Origin of the sequence: Streptomyces sp. NPDC007872 (genome assembly GCF_042868165.1) — a bacterium.
GTDB lineage: Bacteria > Actinomycetota > Actinomycetes > Streptomycetales > Streptomycetaceae > Streptomyces.
The window spans coordinates 613933-629875 of the sequence record NZ_JBIAEA010000002.1 but is presented as its reverse complement, the minus strand read 5'-3'; the positions used below and the strand labels follow the sequence as shown (position 1 = coordinate 629875).

At 73.5% G+C, this 15943-nt stretch carries 20 protein-coding genes; 12 read left to right on the top strand and 8 right to left on the bottom strand.

The features are described 5' to 3' along the window. Positions 1 to 35 precede the first annotated feature (35 nt). A complete protein-coding gene (locus ACFYNX_RS08015) occupies positions 36 to 230 on the top strand; it encodes a hypothetical protein (protein WP_388658855.1) in 195 nt (64 codons plus the stop codon). 34 nt (positions 231 to 264) lie between these two features. Here the strand turns inward: ACFYNX_RS08015 and ACFYNX_RS08010 are convergent, their stop codons facing one another. Further along, entirely contained in the window at positions 265 to 1356 is a 1092-nt protein-coding gene (locus ACFYNX_RS08010) for a serpin family protein (protein ID WP_388658852.1), read from the bottom strand. A 12-nt stretch (positions 1357 to 1368) separates the two neighbouring features. On the opposite strand from ACFYNX_RS08010, the gene ACFYNX_RS08005 reads away from it, so the two are divergent. Together ACFYNX_RS08005 and ACFYNX_RS08000 are read left to right on the top strand one after the other, a co-directional pair. Beyond that, entirely contained in the window at positions 1369 to 1695 is a 327-nt protein-coding gene (locus ACFYNX_RS08005) for an antibiotic biosynthesis monooxygenase family protein (protein ID WP_388658849.1), read from the top strand. A gap of 43 nt (positions 1696 to 1738) precedes the next feature. Further along, the gene (locus ACFYNX_RS08000; RefSeq protein WP_388658846.1) at positions 1739 to 2245 is read left to right on the top strand and encodes a GNAT family N-acetyltransferase; all 507 of its coding nucleotides are present in this window, start codon (positions 1739 to 1741) and stop codon (positions 2243 to 2245) included. Between the two features lie 15 nt (positions 2246 to 2260). On the opposite strand, the gene ACFYNX_RS07995 is transcribed toward ACFYNX_RS08000, so the two are convergent. After that, positions 2261 to 4324, bottom strand: coding sequence for a DHA2 family efflux MFS transporter permease subunit (locus ACFYNX_RS07995; RefSeq protein WP_388658843.1), 2064 nt, complete (start codon positions 4322 to 4324; stop codon positions 2261 to 2263). A 678-nt stretch (positions 4325 to 5002) separates the two neighbouring features. After that, entirely contained in the window at positions 5003 to 5572 is a 570-nt protein-coding gene (locus ACFYNX_RS07990; RefSeq protein WP_388658841.1) for a hypothetical protein, read from the bottom strand. Between ACFYNX_RS07990 and ACFYNX_RS07985 the strand changes: the two genes are divergently transcribed. From ACFYNX_RS07985 to ACFYNX_RS07965, 5 genes are all read left to right on the top strand, one after another. Beyond that, positions 5571 to 5792, top strand: a complete 222-nt coding sequence (locus ACFYNX_RS07985; RefSeq protein WP_365537806.1) for a peptidoglycan-binding domain-containing protein — start codon at positions 5571 to 5573, stop codon at positions 5790 to 5792. The two genes, ACFYNX_RS07990 and ACFYNX_RS07985, sit on opposite strands and share 2 nt — an antisense overlap. A gap of 284 nt (positions 5793 to 6076) precedes the next feature. Beyond that, positions 6077 to 6751 carry an HAD-IA family hydrolase gene (locus ACFYNX_RS07980; RefSeq protein ID WP_388658839.1) on the top strand — a complete coding sequence of 225 codons (675 nt, stop codon included), beginning with the start codon at positions 6077 to 6079 and terminating at the stop codon, positions 6749 to 6751. A gap of 639 nt (positions 6752 to 7390) precedes the next feature. Then, positions 7391 to 8041 carry an HNH endonuclease family protein gene (locus ACFYNX_RS07975; RefSeq protein WP_388658837.1) on the top strand — a complete coding sequence of 217 codons (651 nt, stop codon included), beginning with the start codon at positions 7391 to 7393 and terminating at the stop codon, positions 8039 to 8041. Between the two features lie 304 nt (positions 8042 to 8345). Further along, entirely contained in the window at positions 8346 to 8825 is a 480-nt protein-coding gene (locus ACFYNX_RS07970) for a DoxX family protein (RefSeq protein WP_365538948.1), read from the top strand. A gap of 347 nt (positions 8826 to 9172) precedes the next feature. Continuing rightward, entirely contained in the window at positions 9173 to 9808 is a 636-nt protein-coding gene (locus ACFYNX_RS07965; RefSeq protein ID WP_388658834.1) for a DedA family protein, read from the top strand. Between the two features lie 74 nt (positions 9809 to 9882). On the opposite strand, the gene ACFYNX_RS07960 is transcribed toward ACFYNX_RS07965, so the two are convergent. Beyond that, positions 9883 to 10116 (bottom strand): DUF2277 domain-containing protein, encoded by a 234-nt coding sequence (locus ACFYNX_RS07960; RefSeq protein WP_388658831.1) that lies wholly within the window; start codon positions 10114 to 10116, stop codon positions 9883 to 9885. Positions 10117 to 10205: 89 nt separating this feature from the next. Continuing rightward, positions 10206 to 10439 (bottom strand): hypothetical protein, encoded by a 234-nt coding sequence (locus ACFYNX_RS07955; RefSeq protein WP_365537817.1) that lies wholly within the window; start codon positions 10437 to 10439, stop codon positions 10206 to 10208. A 188-nt stretch (positions 10440 to 10627) separates the two neighbouring features. On the opposite strand from ACFYNX_RS07955, the gene ACFYNX_RS07950 reads away from it, so the two are divergent. After that, complete coding sequence (locus ACFYNX_RS07950; RefSeq protein ID WP_388658828.1) at positions 10628 to 11386, top strand: GntR family transcriptional regulator; 759 nt, start codon at positions 10628 to 10630, stop codon at positions 11384 to 11386. Between the two features lie 41 nt (positions 11387 to 11427). Here ACFYNX_RS07950 and ACFYNX_RS07945 read toward each other — a convergent pair whose 3' ends face one another. Beyond that, a complete protein-coding gene (locus ACFYNX_RS07945; RefSeq protein WP_388658825.1) occupies positions 11428 to 12369 on the bottom strand; it encodes an MBL fold metallo-hydrolase in 942 nt (313 codons plus the stop codon). Between the two features lie 138 nt (positions 12370 to 12507). Here ACFYNX_RS07945 and ACFYNX_RS07940 point away from each other — a divergent pair, with 138 nt between their 5' ends. Further along, the gene (locus ACFYNX_RS07940; protein WP_365537821.1) at positions 12508 to 12957 is read left to right on the top strand and encodes a lamin tail domain-containing protein; all 450 of its coding nucleotides are present in this window, start codon (positions 12508 to 12510) and stop codon (positions 12955 to 12957) included. Positions 12958 to 13020: 63 nt separating this feature from the next. Here ACFYNX_RS07940 and ACFYNX_RS07935 read toward each other — a convergent pair whose 3' ends face one another. Further along, positions 13021 to 13611 carry a DUF4231 domain-containing protein gene (locus tag ACFYNX_RS07935; RefSeq protein WP_388658822.1) on the bottom strand — a complete coding sequence of 197 codons (591 nt, stop codon included), beginning with the start codon at positions 13609 to 13611 and terminating at the stop codon, positions 13021 to 13023. Positions 13612 to 13848: 237 nt separating this feature from the next. Here ACFYNX_RS07935 and ACFYNX_RS07930 point away from each other — a divergent pair, with 237 nt between their 5' ends. After that, positions 13849 to 14256, top strand: coding sequence for a hypothetical protein (locus ACFYNX_RS07930; RefSeq protein ID WP_388658820.1), 408 nt, complete (start codon positions 13849 to 13851; stop codon positions 14254 to 14256). A 32-nt stretch (positions 14257 to 14288) separates the two neighbouring features. Here the strand turns inward: ACFYNX_RS07930 and ACFYNX_RS07925 are convergent, their stop codons facing one another. Continuing rightward, the gene (locus ACFYNX_RS07925) at positions 14289 to 14564 is read right to left on the bottom strand and encodes a DUF6023 family protein (protein WP_388658817.1); all 276 of its coding nucleotides are present in this window, start codon (positions 14562 to 14564) and stop codon (positions 14289 to 14291) included. A 451-nt stretch (positions 14565 to 15015) separates the two neighbouring features. On the opposite strand from ACFYNX_RS07925, the gene ACFYNX_RS07920 reads away from it, so the two are divergent. Continuing rightward, positions 15016 to 15873, top strand: a complete 858-nt coding sequence (locus tag ACFYNX_RS07920; protein ID WP_388658814.1) for a hypothetical protein — start codon at positions 15016 to 15018, stop codon at positions 15871 to 15873. Positions 15874 to 15943: the final 70 nt, after the last annotated feature.

Here is a 15943-nt window from a genome sequence, read left to right as displayed (position 1 = left end):
TTCCGCCGGCCGGGATCGTCGTCGACGATGTCCGTGTGACCCACCGCATCAGCGCTCTGATCTCGGCCCTCGGCGTCCTCACCGCCATGGTGCTGCTCGTCGCCTCCGTCCGTGACCACCTTTCCGGGGCGTCGGTCCTCTGGCCCGTGGCCGGCGCGGTGCTCTTCCTCAGCGCCTCGTACACGCTCGTGCGGGACGTGCGGCGGCTCCGCGCCGGACCGACCGACTGACAGCGACGCCGTTCCGAGAACCGCCGGACAGGCCCTAGTCCTCGGCGGACGGCGCGCTCCGCCGCCACCCCGCGAAGAGCGGCAACTCCCCTTCGGCGTCGAGGACGACGACGCCGAAGGGACGGTCGAAGGCGATCCGCTCCACCGCCTCGCGGCGGGGCGGGGCCGCGCTCCGGGCCATCCTGACCTGGGTGACGGCCGCCGCCTCGACGCCCTCCTCGGCGACCTCGATCACCGCCTCCTGCACCACCTCGTCGATGAAGAGGGGGTCGGGGGAGAGGCCGGAGAAGTCGGCTCCGGGGCGCAGGGCCAGGTCGAGGCCGAGCGTCGCCAGGTGCGCGTGCGCCTCGGTCCTCGTACGGAGGGTGAAGCGCGGCAGGAGGAGGTCGGCCGAGTCGGCGGCGAGCCGTTTCCGTGCCCCGGGTGCGGCCCAGGCGGCGGGCAGCACCGCGCCGGGCCCGGCCCCTTCCGCGCCGAGCGCGAACCGCACCGGGGCGGCCCCCTCCCCCGCGCAGGGCAGCTCCACGACGGTGACCCCGTCGACGTACCAGACCCGGGCGGACGGGATCCGCAGCCGCATGGTCGGCACGGGCCGGATGCGGCCGTCCCCGTCGGTGAAGGGCTCGTCGCGGGTGAGGTGCCGGGGGAAGGCCACGGCCCAGGAGGCCTTCAGGGCCAGGGCGTTGAGCAGGACGAGCTCCTCGGAACCGTCGAGCCCGAGCGGCAGCCCCTCCACCCGCCCGCCGGTGGCCTCCCGCACCCACGCGTCGAGCACGCCCTGCGCGCCCTCGCCCAGCTCCCCGAACCGCACGTCGGGCAGCCCCCTCCGGAACTCCTCGCGGACCGGCACCCCGGCCCACACGCCGGTGGCCACCGCGAGCCCCTCCGCCCCCGCGAGCCGCCGCCCGACCCCGGTCACGGCCCCGGCGGCCGCCTCCCCCTCGACCCCGAGCAGCCCGTACAACTCCCCGGCGGTCCGCCCCCGCGCCCCGGCCGCGACGGCCCCGAGCGCCAGCCACAACCCGACCGGCGACACGACGAAGTCCCCGTCCCCGAGCCGGGGCAGCCAGCGCGCGGCCAGGGTCCGTACCGTGTCCGCCGGGAGGGCGGAGGGAGTGCCGGTCATATCCTGCCTCCTATGAGCATCGTGAAGATCAACGTCCTGACCGTGCCGGCCGAGCAGCGCGAGGTGCTGGAGCGGCGGTTCGCCTCGCGGGCCGGGGCCGTGGAGGGGTCCGACGGGTTCGAGTGGTTCGAGCTGCTGCGGCCCCTGGAGGGGACCGACCAGTACCTGGTGTACACCCGCTGGCGCAGCGAGGAGGACTTCCAGAACTGGATGAACGGTTCCATGCGGGCCGCCCACCAGGGTGGCGGGGAGGGCGGGGGCGAGCGACCGAAGCCCGCCGCGTCCGGGTCGGCCCTGTGGTCGTTCGAGGTCGTGCAGCAGGCGGCGCCGAAGGGCTGAGCCCGGAAAACCCGGGTGCGCCGCCGGTCGCGCGCGTCCCACAATGGCGCGCGTGACCTGGACCCTCTCCCCCGAGCGCGTCGACACTCCCGACGCCACCGCCCTGCGCCGTGACTACTACGACGAGGTCGCGAGCCGGTACTGGAAGCGGCCCGCGACGGCGGCCGAGATCGACGAGGGGCTGACGGACGACGGGGCCGGGCTGCTCGCCCCGCCGACCGGGGACTTCCGGGTCGCCCGGTTCGGGGGCGAGCCGGCCGGATGCGGCGGGGTGCTCCTCCTCGACGCCGAAGCCGACGCCGACGACGGGGTCCGGGCCGAGCTGACCCGGATCTACCTCCGGCCCGCCTTCCGGGGCCGGGGCGGGGCCGGGCTCCTCCTGGACGCCCTGGAGGACGCGGCCCGCGCGCTCGGCGCCCGCCGGATGGTCCTCAACACGCGCCTGGACCTGATCGAGGCGCGGACCCTGTACGCGCGGTACGGGTACGCGGAGATACCGGCGTACTGCACCGGTCCGTACATGGACGTCTGGTACGGCAAGGAGCTGTGAGCGGTACCCGGGCGCTCACGCGTGGTGGTCGCGGGGCGGTTCCGACGTGCGAGGGCGTTCCGCGTCCGAGCCGCTCAGTTCGGCCGTCAGTTCCTCCACGAGTTTCACCAGGTCGGTGGGCCGTTCGGGGCCCCACCAGTCGCCGAGGAGTTCGGCGAGCGACTCCTCCCGCGCCTTGGCGAGCCGGGTGGAGACCCGTACGCCCTCCTCGGTGAGGATGAGCTGCACGCCCTCGCGGGCGACCAGGCGCCGTTCCTCCACCTGCCGGGAGGCCTCCGTGATCGCCCGCAGCGGTACGGGGGTGGTCTCGGCGAGCCGGGCGGGCTCCACGGTGCCGTGCCGGCGGATGCGCAGCAGCAGCCAGCTCGCGGCGGGCAGCAGGTCGAGCCCGGCACGCTCGGTGATCTTCACGTAGACCGCCTTGCGCCCCTCGCGGGAGCCGAGGACGGACAGCGCGCGGGCGCACTCGTCGTACGAGGAGCGCTCGACCGGGTTGGAGGCGAGGGTCTGCGTGGTGTCGGGCGCGGTGACCGAGGTGCGGAGCCGGTCCTCCTTGAGGAACCAGGCGATGACGAAGGCGACGAGGACGACGGGCGACGCGTACAGGAAGACGTCGGTGATGGACGTGGAGTACGCGTGGAGGACGGCGGGCCGCAGCTCGGGCGGGAGCTGGGCGACGGCGCGCGGGTCGGCGGCGACCTGTCCGGGGCCGGTGCCGGGCGGCAGGCCCGGTCCGGCGGCGGCGAAGACGTCCTCCAGTTTGGAGGTGAGCCGGTTGGTGAAGATCGTGCCGAAGACGGCGACGCCGAAGGACGCGCCGATGGAGCGGAAGAAGGTGGCCCCGGAGGTGGCGACGCCGAGGTCCTCGTAGGAGACGGCGTTCTGCACGACGAGGACGAGGACCTGCATGACGAGGCCGAGTCCGGCGCCGAAGACGAAGAAGTAGGCGCTCATCTCCCAGGTGGAGCTGGTCTCCGTCAGGCGGTGGAGGAGGAGCAGGCCGATCGCGGTGAGGGCGGTGCCGGCGACGGGGAAGACCTTCCAGCGGCCGGTGCGGCTGACGACCTGGCCGGAGGCGGTGGAGGTGAGCAGCAGGCCGAGGACCATCGGCAGCATGTGGACGCCGGACATGGTCGGGGTGACGCCCTGCACCACCTGGAGGAAGGTCGGCAGGTAGGTCATCGCGCCGAACATCGCGAAGCCGACGACGAAGCTGATGACCGAGACGAGGGTGAAGGTCCGGATCCGGAACAGCTTGAGCGGCAGCACGGGCTCGGCCGCCCGCCCCTCGACGTACACGAACCAGACGAGGAGTACGGCTCCGAGCACGGCGAGGCCGATGATCTGCGGCGATCCCCAGTCCCAGGTGGTGCCGCCGAGGGAGGCGACGAGGACCAGGCAGGTGGCGACCGAGGCGATGAGGAAGGTGCCGAGGTAGTCGATGGTGTGCCGCGTGGAGCGGACCGGGATGTGCAGGACGGCGGCGATCACGAAGAGGGCGACGACCCCGATCGGCAGGTTGATGTAGAAGACCCAGCGCCAGGAGAGGTGCTCGGTGAAGAGGCCGCCGAGGAGGGGGCCGAGGACGCTGGTGGCGCCGAAGACGGCGCCGAAGAGGCCCTGGTACTTGCCGCGCTCCCGGGGCGGGACGAGGTCGCCGACGATCGCCATGGACAGGACCATGAGCCCGCCGCCGCCGAGGCCCTGGAGGGCGCGGAAGCCGATGAGCTGCGGCATGTTCTGGGCGATGCCGCAGAGGGCGGAGCCGATGAGGAAGATGACGATGGCGGCCTGGAAGAGCTTCTTGCGTCCGTACTGGTCGCCGAGCTTGCCCCAGAGGGGGGTGGCGGCGGTGGACGCCAGCATGTAGGCGGTGACCACCCAGGAGAGGTGTTCCATGCCGCCGAGCTCGCTGACGATGGTCGGCAGGGCGGTGGAGACGATGGTCTGGTCGAGCGCGGCGAGCAGCATGCCGAGCAGCAGCGCGCCGATCGCGACGAGGACGGTGCTGTGGCGCTGCCCCTCCCCCGGTGCGGAGGCGCCTCCGCCGGGCGGGGACGGGCGTAGGTCCTGGGCCATGGGCGTCTCCTCGGCGGCTCGTGGACTTTCTGGGCGGTTCGCGAGTCTTCTCGGGGGCTCTCGGGGGTTCGTAGGGGCCCTCGGGGGCTCGCGAGGGTCGTGGGGATCTCTCGGCGGCCCGTAAGGGCTTTTCGGCGGCCCGTAGCGGCTCGTGGCGGCTCGTGGCGGCTTTTCGGCGTTCGCGAGAGCTTCCCGGGTGGTTCCTCTCCTCGGACGGCTTCTCCATCCTGGTCCGAATGTCCCGTTATGGCCTGCTGAAGGGCACGTCTGTTCCCCCACCGGGAGGGGGCGGGCTGCATAATCGCTCGCAGTTGTATCGGGGAGGGGACCCATCATGACCGGACACGTCTGTCCTGAATGCGGTGTACACAGACCTGGCTGCGCCTGCGCCCGGGCCGAACTGGCGGCGGCCGAGGACTTCGATCCGCTGCGGATCCGGCCGTACGTGACGCTGGACGCGGGAGAGGGCGCGGAAGCGGGGCCGGGGGCGGGGGCGTACGGCGCGGGGGCGTACGGCGCGGGGACGTACGGCACGGGGACGTACGGCACGGGGACGTACGGCACGGGGACTTACGGCACGGGGACTTACGGCACGGGGACTTACGGCGCGGGGGACGCCGCCGCGGATCCGCCGACCGTCCGGCCGGCGGCGGTCCGTCCGGGCTCCTCCCCGCAGGGTCACCCGTACGGGGACGCCGCCGGACCGGTGCCGCACCCCGGCGACGGGGGCGACCCCTCCGAGACGATGCCGCTGCTCCTGCGCGGGGTCGGCGAGGTGCCGCCCCCGCCCGGCGGGAACCGGCCGCGGGGCCGCAGGCGCGGTGTGGCGATCGCGGCGGTGGCCGCCGTCGCCGTGGCGGGCACGGCGGCCCTGGCGGCGGCCGCCCTCGGCGGGGGCGGGACGGACGACCGGGCGGCCGTGCCCGAGGTGACGACGAGCGCGTCCCTGAACCCGGCCGTGTCCGAGGAGCCGCCCCCCTCGTCCGGGGGCCCGGAGCCGACGTCGTCCTCCCCGACGCCGCGCCGGACGTCCGCGTCGCCCTCCGCCTCCCCGTCCGCGTCCGCGACGGCCTCCCCCTCCGCTTCGGCCTCCGAGTCCGCCGACGCCTCCCCCAGCTCCGGCGCCTCGACCGTCCCGGCGCCCCCTCCCGCCGTCACGACCTCGGCGTCGCCGACGAGCGCGCCGTCGGCGACGAGCGCGGAGCCCTCGCGGTCCCCGGAGGCGACGGAGGAGCCGGAACGGGCCATGACCCTCAGCTACGGCGACGAGGGGCCCGAGGTGGAGGACCTCCAGTGGCGGCTGCGGGCCGCCTGGGTCTACTTCGGCCCGGTCGACGGCCGCTACGGCAACAAGGTCCGGGAGGCCGTCCGGGAGTTCCAGCGCTGGCGGTCGATCCAGGGCGACCCGCTGGGCGTGTACGGACCGAGCACGCGCGCGGCACTGGAAGGGGAGCAGTCGGGGAACTGAGCGGCGGGCGACCAGGGGCGCGGGCCGGGGGCGAGGACGGGGACGGGGTCAGAGCCAGGGCCAGGGCCAAGACCCGGACCGGAACCAGGACCAGGGCCAGGAACAACGGCCGGCGGACAGCAAGTGCGACAGGCGGCAGTCCCAGGATGCGGACACGGAGAGGGCCGGTTGGCCAAGACCGCCCCCGGTTTTGTATCGTTGAAAAACAAAGTGGCCCCGCCCGCACTCCCTGACCGGTGGGCGGGTCCGCCTTGTTCTCCGCACCACCCCCTCTGGAGACCCCGATGCCTGCCACCACCCCGGCAACGCTCACCGCCCGCGCCCTCCTCCTCGACATGGACGGCACCCTCGTCAACTCGGACGCCGTCGTCGAACGCTGCTGGCGCCGCTGGGCCGAGCGGCAGGGCCTGGACGGGGACGCCGTGCTCCAGGTGGTCCACGGCCGCCAGGGGTACGCGACGATGGCCGTACTCCTCCCGGACCGCCCCATGGAGGAGAACCACGCCGACAACCGGGTCATGCTCGCCGAGGAGACCGCCGACCTCGACGGGGTCGTGCCCGTCGGCGGCGCGCCCGCCTTCATGGCCGCGATCGCGGACCTGCCGCACGCCCTGGTGACCTCGGCGGACGAGGCGCTCGCCCAGGCACGGATGGGGGCGGCGGAGCTGCGCGTGCCGGAGACCCGGATCACGGCCGAGTGCGTCGGGGCCAGCAAGCCGGACCCGGAGGGCTTCCTGAAGGGCGCGGCCGCGCTGGGCTTCGCCCCGGAGGACTGCGTGGTCTTCGAGGACTCCGAAGCGGGGATCCAGGCGGGTCGCGCGGCCGGCATGCGCGTCGTGGGCGTGGGCCCGCGCGCGGCGGCCTTCGCACCGGACGCGTACGTGCCCGACCTCACCCGCCTGCGGGTCGAGGCGGCGCCGGACGGCACGATCACGCTGACGACGACCACCGCGCCGTAACGCCCCTCCCCCACCCGCACTCCCCGCTCGCGCGCGGCCGGATCCCCCGGCCGCGCGCGAGCGCTTCTCGGTACGGCTCCCCCGACGCCCGCCCCGCCGCCGACGCCGGCCCCGCCTCCGCCACCTCCGCCGCCGTCGCCCGCCCCATCCCCGGCACCCGTCCCCGACCGGCACCCACGCGGACGAACGCGTAACCGCCCTACCCTCAAAGGGACTTGAGCGCACGCCTCCCTGGGCCCCGCACGCGCAAGCATCCCGGCGCCCGCGCGGACGTGCCGTACGCCCCGCCACGCCCCTGGACGCGCCGGCCTCCCGGCCCCACACTTCCGGACAGCCGGTCCCCACCCCGTCGACCCCGCCCCAGCGACCCCGCCCCAGCGACGCGGCACCCCGCACGCGCCCCCCGCGCGCGCCGCGCCCCGCACCACCCCGCGCTCCACCCCTCAATCCCAGGCCGCCGAGCGGAATCTGGCGCTCCGTCAGCACGCGCACACCCCTTGATGTGACGTGCCCATGTCGTCACGCTGTTACCTGGCGCACCCCGTACGGAAACCTGGCGCCGCCACGATGACCGGGCCGCCGCCCGGTGCCCCACGGGGACGGCACCCGCCACGGTCCCCCCACCTCAAGGGAGTTCACATGTCCGTCCGCAGCGTCTACGCGCGTCGACTCGCCGTGCTCACCACCTCCGCCACCCTCACCGTCACCGGCCTCCTCGCCACCGCGCCCGCCGCCCAGGCCGCCATGCCCACCCCGGTCAGCGCCGCGACCGCGCGCACCTACCTGGCCGCCCTCACGGTGAAGGCGGAAGGTTCCACCTCGGGCTACAGCCGGGACCTCTTCCCGCACTGGATCACCCAGTCCGGCGCCTGCAACACCCGCGAGACCGTCCTCAAGCGGGACGGCAACAACGTCGTCACGGACTCCAGTTGTGCCGCCACCGGCGGTAGCTGGTACTCCGAGTACGACGGCGCCACCTGGACCGCCGCCTCGGACCTCGACATCGACCACATGGTCCCGCTCGCCGAGGCCTGGCGCTCCGGCGCCAGCTCCTGGACCACCGCCCAGCGCCAGTCCTTCGCCAACGACCTGACCCGCCCGCAGCTCATCGCCGTCACGGACAACGTCAACCAGGCCAAGGGCGACCTCGACCCGGCGAAGTGGCTGCCCTCGCGGACGGCCTACCGCTGCACGTACGTCAGGGCCTGGGTGCACGTGAAGTACCACTGGAACCTCAGCGTCGACTCCGCCGAGAAGAGCGCCCTCCAGTCCGTCCTCAACGGCTGCTGACACCACCCCGCTTGAAGAAACGTCACGGCATGCCGGCCGGGAAGTGAACACGACCACACACTTCCCGGCGGTCCGATGTTGAACTTGCAAGTACTAGTGAGGTGAACCTAACCTACGGACTCATCGGTTCCGTCCCCCACCTCGTTCGCCGACGGACGAGGCCAGACCGAAGGAGTCCCACCCCATGAGCAACACCAGCGATCCCACCGCGCCGGGCAAGACCGGCGAGGCGGCCGGTACGGCCGTCGGCGCGAGCGCCGGCACCCGTACCGGTACCGAGGGCGCGGCCGGTCTCACGGCCCGCCTGGACCAGGCCCGGCCGTACGCGCTCGGCCTCTTCCGCATAGTCGTCGGCCTGCTCTTCCTCTGCCACGGCGCCGCCTCGCTCTTCGGCGTCCTCGGCGGGGCCCACGGCGGCGGCACGGTCGAGGCGGGCACCTGGCCCGGTTGGTACGCGGCGGTGATCCAGTTCGTCGCGGGCGGCCTGGTCCTGCTCGGCCTCGGCACCCGCAGCGCCGCCTTCCTGGCCTCGGGCTCGATGGCGTACGCGTACTTCAACGTCCACCAGCCCGAGGCCCTCTTCCCGCTCCAGAACGGCGGCGAGACCTCGGCCCTGTTCTGCTGGGCCTTCTTCCTGCTCGTCTTCACCGGTCCGGGCGCGCTGGCCCTGGACGGGCTCTTCGGAGCCGGGGCCCGGAACGGCGCGGACGTGACGGCGCGCGGGGAGAGGAGCACGGAGAAGACCGCGGAGCGCGAGGAGCAGGCCGCGCCGGCCACGGCCTGAGGCCGAGTCCGGGCCGCGTCCCCATCGCCGGCCCGGCCCGGAGACGTACGGGATCAGCAGGACAGACAGGACCGGCAGGCTCACCCGTCTCGGCGTCCTACAGGAGAGGAGCCGGTGTCCGCAGCACGGATTCCGGCCTTTTCCCGCACGCGGCGCGCGTCCGGTACCGACCCCGTACCGGACGACTCCCGCCAGGTTCCCGCACGATCGAACACCGGCGCGGCAGCGGTGCACGGCACCGGCGGCGGCTCCGGCGCGTGGCACCGGCACCGCTCGCCGGCACCCCGTCGGGCCCGCCGCGCACCCATCCGGCGGCGGGCCCCCGATCCCGCGTAGGCTCTGCCCCTGTGAATCTGCTCGACAGCCTGGGCTCGCTGCGGTCGCTCACCGCCGGTCCGTGGATCTACCCGGTGGTGGCGACGTCGATCCTGCTCGACGTCTTCCTGCCCGTGCTGCCGAGCGGCTTCCTGGTGATCACCGCGGCCACGGCGGCGACCGCCGCGACGGCGACCGCCGCCTCCCCCGACGTGCCGTCGCTCCTCCCCCTGCTCCTCTGTGCGGCCACGGCCTCGGTGCTCGGCGACTTCCTCGCGTACCGCCTGGCGCGCCGGGGCGGGGCCAGGCTGGACCGGGCGATAGCGCGCTCCCGGCGCCTCTCCCTCGCGCAGGAACGTCTCGGCACCGCGCTCGCCCGGGGCGGCGGACTGCTCGTGGTGCTCGCGCGCTTCGCGCCGGCGGGCCGCTCCGTGGTCTCGCTGGGCGCGGGCGCGGCGAAGCGGCGGAGCAAGGAGTTCCTGCCGTGGTCGGCGCTCGCGGGCGTGACCTGGGCGTCGTACAGCGTGGGGCTCGGCTGGCTGGGCGGTCAGTGGATGGGCGCGACCTGGTTCAGCGCGGGGGTGTCGACCCTCGCGCTCTTCCTGGCGGGCGGCCTCGCCGCGTATCTCCTGCGCCGTCCGGCCACGACCGCGGCGCCCGCTTCCTGAGGGCGGGGTCCCGCGCAGTACGGGATCACGAGCGCGTCCTCGCGGGGCGCGGGTGCGGTCCCGCACGGCACGGGTTACGAGCGCGTCCTCGCGGAGTGCGTCCCGCGTACCTCCAGGCCGTCGAGGAGTCTCGCGGTGGCCTCGGCGATCTCGTCCACGGCCCGCTCGAAGACCTCGCGGTTGTGGGCGGCGGGGGCGCGGAAGCCGGAGATCTTCCGGACGTACTGGAGGGCGGCGGCGCGGATGTCGTCCTCGGTCGCCTCCTCGGGAAGCACGGGCGGGCGGAGCGTCTTGATGCTGCGGCACATGCCTCCAGTGTGGCGCGCGCCACTGACAACCGCCCGGCCCGCCACCCACACCCCTATGACCCCTACGACCCCTACGACCCCGACGTCCCCTACGCCCCGACGCCGCCGAGGCCGCGTCTGCTCCGGGCGTTGATCTCGGCGGTACGGGCCCGCAGCTCGTGCAGGGGCGTGGCGAGCTGGACGTCGACGGGCTCGGCCTCCCACTCGGTGCCACCGTGGACGGCACGGATGCGGAAGCGCCCGGAGGCGCTGTCCACGTAGAACCCGACCCGCCCGGTGGCGGTGTCACGGACGAGGTCACCGACCTCGGGCAGTGGCTGCACGCGTCCCCTCCGTCCCGGAACCTGAAGCATGGGGACACTCAGGGAAGCGCGGCGACCCGGCCCTGTCAACGTATCTCTAGAGATGTCCCCCGATGGATGGATCGACCGGTCGGGACGGCGTACACGTGTGCTTCCGCGCCGAGGGGTGCGCCGTAGGGTGTCCCGCAGATGAAGGGAGTGGTCCACCCGTGACCGACCAGGACAGCGCTCGGCAGCCCAAGTACCAGCGGATCGCTGATGAGTTGAGAGACGCGATCCGGTCGGGCGCCTTCGCGCCGGGCGACCGGCTCCCCGGCGAGAACGACCTGATGGCGACCTACGAGGTGGCGCGGATGACGGCCCGGCAGGCCCTCTCCGTGCTGCGGACCGAGGGGCTCGCCGAGGCGCGCAAGGGCTCCGGGGTGTTCGTCCGCGTCTTCCGCCCGCTGCGCCGCCGGGGCATCCCGCGCCTGGCGGGCGACCTCTGGGGCGGCGGCCGTTCGGTCTGGTCGGCGGACGCGGAGGACCGGGACCTGGTGGTCGACCGGATCGAGGTGGGCGAGGCGGAGGCCGGCGCCCGGGTCGCGGAGGCGCTCGACCTGCCGCCGGGCGCGCCCGTCTGCGTCCGGAGCCGCCGGTTCGTCCTGGACGACAGGCCGGTGCTGCTCTCCGTCTCGTACCTCTCGGCCGAGCTGGTGCGCGGGACGCCGATCGCCGAGCGGGACACGGGTCCGGGCGGCATCTACGCCCGCCTGGCCGAGCTGGGCCGGCGGCCGGTGCGCTTCCGGGAGGAGATCCGCTGCCGGATGCCGACGGCGGAGGAGTCGGAGCGGCTGGCCCTGGAGCTCGGGACGCCGGTGATCCTCGTCGACCGCACGGCCTTCACGGAGGCGGGGGTGGCGGTGGAGCTGAACGAGATGACGCTGGACTCGTCGTCGTACGTCCTGGAGTACGACTTCGACGCGTGAGGGGTGCGTACGGGGTGCGGGGTTACGGAACCGGGCCCGCGTCACGCGCCCGGACCCCGGCCCGGACGGGCGGCGGCCTCGGTCCACTCCTCCCGGCCCGCCCCGGGGACGAACCGCAGCCCGGGGTCGGCGTGGGCGACCTCCCCGGGGTACCCGGCGGCGGCGAGCGCGACGGCCTCGCCCGGCTCCGTACCCGGCCCGACGTGGGTGAGGACGAGGCGGCGGGCCCGGGCCTCGGCGGCGCTCCGTCCGGCCTGCGCGGCCGAGTGGTGCCCGGGACCGTCCCCGTCGGCCTCGCAGATCAACAGGTCGCAGTCACGGGCGAGTTCGACGAGGGAGGGGCAGGGCTCGCAGTCCCCGGAGTACACGAGCGAGCGGCCCCGTCCGTCCTCGACGCGCAGGGCGAAGGCGGACGGGCCGCCGTGCTCGACGGCCCGGGAGCGGAGGGTGAGCCCGCCGATCCGGGTGGCGTGCCCGTCGTACAGCTCCTCCACGGCGAAGGCCTTCTCGACGGGGCTGCGGACGGGCCCGTCGGTGAGGAATCCGGCGAGGCGGTCGGCGGTGCCGGGCGGGCCGAGGAGCGGGAGGGGCAGGGGGAGGTCGAGTCCGGCGTACAGCAGGGCGTAGAAGGTGGTGAGGAGGTCGGCGCTGTGGTCGGCGTGCAGGTGGGAGAGCCAGACGGCGTCGACCCGGTCGAGCGCGACGTACCGCTGGAGTTCCGCGAGGGTGCCGGTTCCGGCGTCGACCCACACCCGCGCGCCGCCGCCCTCGACGAGGAAGCCGGAACAGGCGTTGTCCGGGCGGGGGTAGGGGGTGGCGGACCCGAGGACGGTGACCCGGAGGGGGTCGGGGACCCGGGAGGTGTCGCCGCCCCGGAAGGCTCCGGGGTCGCGGAGGGCGTCGCTGCCCCGGAGAGTGCCGGCGCCCTGGAGGACGTCGGGGTCCCGAAGGGCGTCGGTGTCCCGGAGGGCGTCGCTGACCATGCGGCGAGCCTAGGACAGGCACGTCTCCTCCCGCCCCCGCTTTCCCGCAAGTTGTGCGGAGGGAGTGAAGATCGTGCGTATCCTGTGTGCTCGCCGGATCCCCATCGGCGGGGGCCCGGCAGAAATCGAGGGACATCCATGCTTCGTGCACGCACGCTCGCGGCCGTGACCGCGGCCGCCGCCTCCGGCGTCCTCCTGCTGCCCGCGCAGGCCCAGGCCGCCGGCTCGGTCCACCTCTACAAGATCTGGTACGACAGCCCCGGCACGGACAACCGGTCCACCGCCAGCCTCAACGGCGAGTACGTGCAGATACGCAACACGACCGGTGCGGCGGTCAACCTGCGGGGCTGGACGCTCACGGACGCGGCCAACCACAAGTACACCTTCGGCAACTTCGTCCTGGGCAAGGGCAAGATCGTGACGGTCCGCACGGGCCGCGGCACGAACACCTCCGCGAACGTCTACCAGAACCGCGGGGCGTACGTCTGGAACAACGACCGGGACACGGCGACGCTGCGCAAGTCGAACGGCGCGAGCGTCGACACCTGCGCGTACAACTCGACGCGGGTGGACTACAAGTGGTGCTGACGCGGCACCGCGTCTGAGGGGGGCGGGCTCCGGAGACCACCGGGGCCCGCGCCGCAAGCCCTCCTACCCACCGTCCTCGCCGCTCCGGGTGCTCGCCACCTTCACGCTCTCGGCCCGGACGCTCTCCACGACCACGCTCTCGGTACGGGTGGCGGGGACCCCGGCCTGTACGTCGGAGTCGACCTGCCCGCCGAGCGTCATGACGTTCAGGGTGGCCGAGTTCTCGTTGGCGATGGCCTTCTCGACCCGGGCGACCAGCACGGAGAACGCCTCCCGCTTCGACAGGCCGCGGTAGGGCCCCACCCTGGTCTCGAAGTAGACGCGCTCGTGCCCGAGGAGCTGCTCGGTCGAGCGGTAGTTCTTCCACTGCTCCCGGTACCGGTAGACGCTCTCCAGCGACACCGCGGCGACGACGACCACGCTCAGGACCGTGGCCGTGACGCGCGCGAAGCCCAGGTCCACGTTCACGAACACCGGCACGAGCGCCCCGCCGACGACGGACACGGTCCGCATCCGCAGGTGCATCGCCTTCATGCGGGTCGCCTTGGTGTCGTACCACTCCCGGTACTGCTCGACGCGCGTCTCGATGTACCGCTGCGGCGTCATCTCGCCGCTCTGCGCGCCCGGTTCGGGCGCGTCCCCCACCTCAGCCATGCGGTGGAGTACACCCGCGGCCCGAGGTCCGCGTCAATTCTCCCCCGCTCCCGGGGTTCGCCGAAGCGACGGCGGGCGACAAGAAGATCGAAGTGATCAAAGTCCGACCTGGCACAGCGTCACCCCGAACACGAAGACCTCCGAACCTATCACGCTTCGGGGCTTTCGCGTGCGAATCCGACCACCTGCCCCACGATCCCTAGGATGGACAGCCCACAAGAAAGGACATGACCGCACATGCGCCCCCAGCGATTCAGCGACTTCGTCGTCGACATCGTGAAGAACAGCCCCACCGCCGACGGCGTGCGGACCCTCGCCGAGTCCGGCGACACCAAGCACCCCTTCGGCGTGGTCATCACGGTGGGCACGACCGAGAGCCAATGGCAGTTCACCGGCCAGCTCCCCGAGGGCGCCAAACACGAGGGCTTCCTCGACGAACCGTCCACCGGCACCCCGGTCCCCGCCGGCGAACCGCCTCGGAAGACCGACTCCCCCGAGGCCTGGCTCGCCGCCGCCCTGGCCCAGGCCGCCTCCCCGGAGATCGCGTCCGTCGAGCGCTGGTCCACCCAACCGGAAGCGGCCTCCCAGACGGGCCTGACCCTCACCTTCCACAACGGCGCCCGTATCTTCGCCCGGGCCTACTGACCGCCGCCCCGGGCACCCCTGAAGGCTCCGGCTCAGGAAGCCGAAGCGACGGAGACGACCTGCCAGGCGACCATGCCCGTGGCCCCGGCCTCCGCGGTGACGTCGACGGGCAACTCCTCCGGCGCGCTCCCCACGTCCCGCCTCGCGGCCACCCCGTCGCAGGGCACGGCCCGCGGATCCCCACCGCCCACGACGACCCGCACGCTCCCGGTCCCCACGCACACCACGGAGACCTCGTAGGCCTCCCCCTTCACGAGCGAGGACCGGTGGTGCAGGCCGTCCTCCACCCGCTCCAGCCCGGATTCCACGAATCCCGGATCATCCACCGAAACCGTCTCGAGAACGGCCTTGGCCCGCTCCCCCCGGCTTTCCTCGCCCTCCCCCCGAGGCGTCTTCACCCCTGCCGACACCGAGGGAGTACCCGCCGGGTCAGCATCCTCGGTACATCCGGCAACCAGAAAAGCCCCGAGAACAAGAACCGCGACCAACGCCCTGCGCGACGCCGCCACGCACTCGCCGCCACCCCCGCCGCCCGTCCTGCCCCATTCCGTCATCCGCACGTCTTCCCCCCGCATCGGAACCGCTCACGGGACCGCCTGCCAGGTCAGTGAGGCAGCCCCCTGCGACGACCGTAATCAAGGGAACGGGGATCGGGTAGAAAAGAGCACCCTTCTGAGCAAGAACTGAGGAAGGCGCATTCCGGCCGCTCGAACGGCCTGCGGCCGAGGCGGTGTCGGTCCCCCGTGCCACCATCCTCCCGTGCTGAAGATTCCCGGTTACGAGGAAGGCCCGCTGGTCCAGGGCTCCGCCCATCTGAACGACCCGTTGTTCTGGCCGGTGCACCTCGGCACCTGCTTGCGGGGCGAGGACGCGCGGCGGGCCGCGTTCGGTGCCGACTGGGACGCCGCGACGGACCTGCTCCACCTGCTGCACGACGAGCGCGCCTGGCCGGTGTTCGACGTGCCCCTGCGCTCCGGGCACACCTTCCACGTCGTCTACCGCAACATCGAGGGGGAGCGCGGGGTCGACTACCTGCTCCACCACCCGACGTGGCCGGCGGCGGAGACCCTCGCCGTGGACGACGGCCACTTCATGGGACCCGGCCTGGCCTGGCCGGAGCTGCTGTCCGTCGCCCGGCGGCCGACGGCAGAAGGCCCCGCCGACACCGACGCCCGCCTCCTGTTGCTCTTCCCGACGCTCGGCGACGCCCTGATCCCCGACGACGCGGCCGCCACCCTCACCTCCGCACTCGCCGCTCTCACCGTCATCGAGGAACCGGCGGAGGTGGCGCGCACCCTCCTCGACAACCAGGGCCAGTGGGCCCCTGCCCACTGGAGGCAGGCGGACGGCACCCGAATCAACGACGGAGGGCACTCCTACCGGAACCCCACCAACGCCTTCGCGCTGCCCCGAAACCGCCTCGTGGAGATCAGCGACGCCCTGAACGACGGGGGAACGTCCACTCACCATGCCTGGGACGGAGACGACGGCACCGTCCGGAACCCGACCGTCGGCGAGGCCCGCGCGAACAAAGCGGAAAAGCCCCCGGCCGCAGTGGCCGGGGGCTTCTCGTCTGTGGGCGCGGACGGTTTCGAACCGCCGACATCTGCTTTGTAAGCTCGTGCGGATCACGGTCGGCGGGGGCCCGCCCCAGCTCGCGGACACCAGGCAGGGCCGTGCAGAGTTG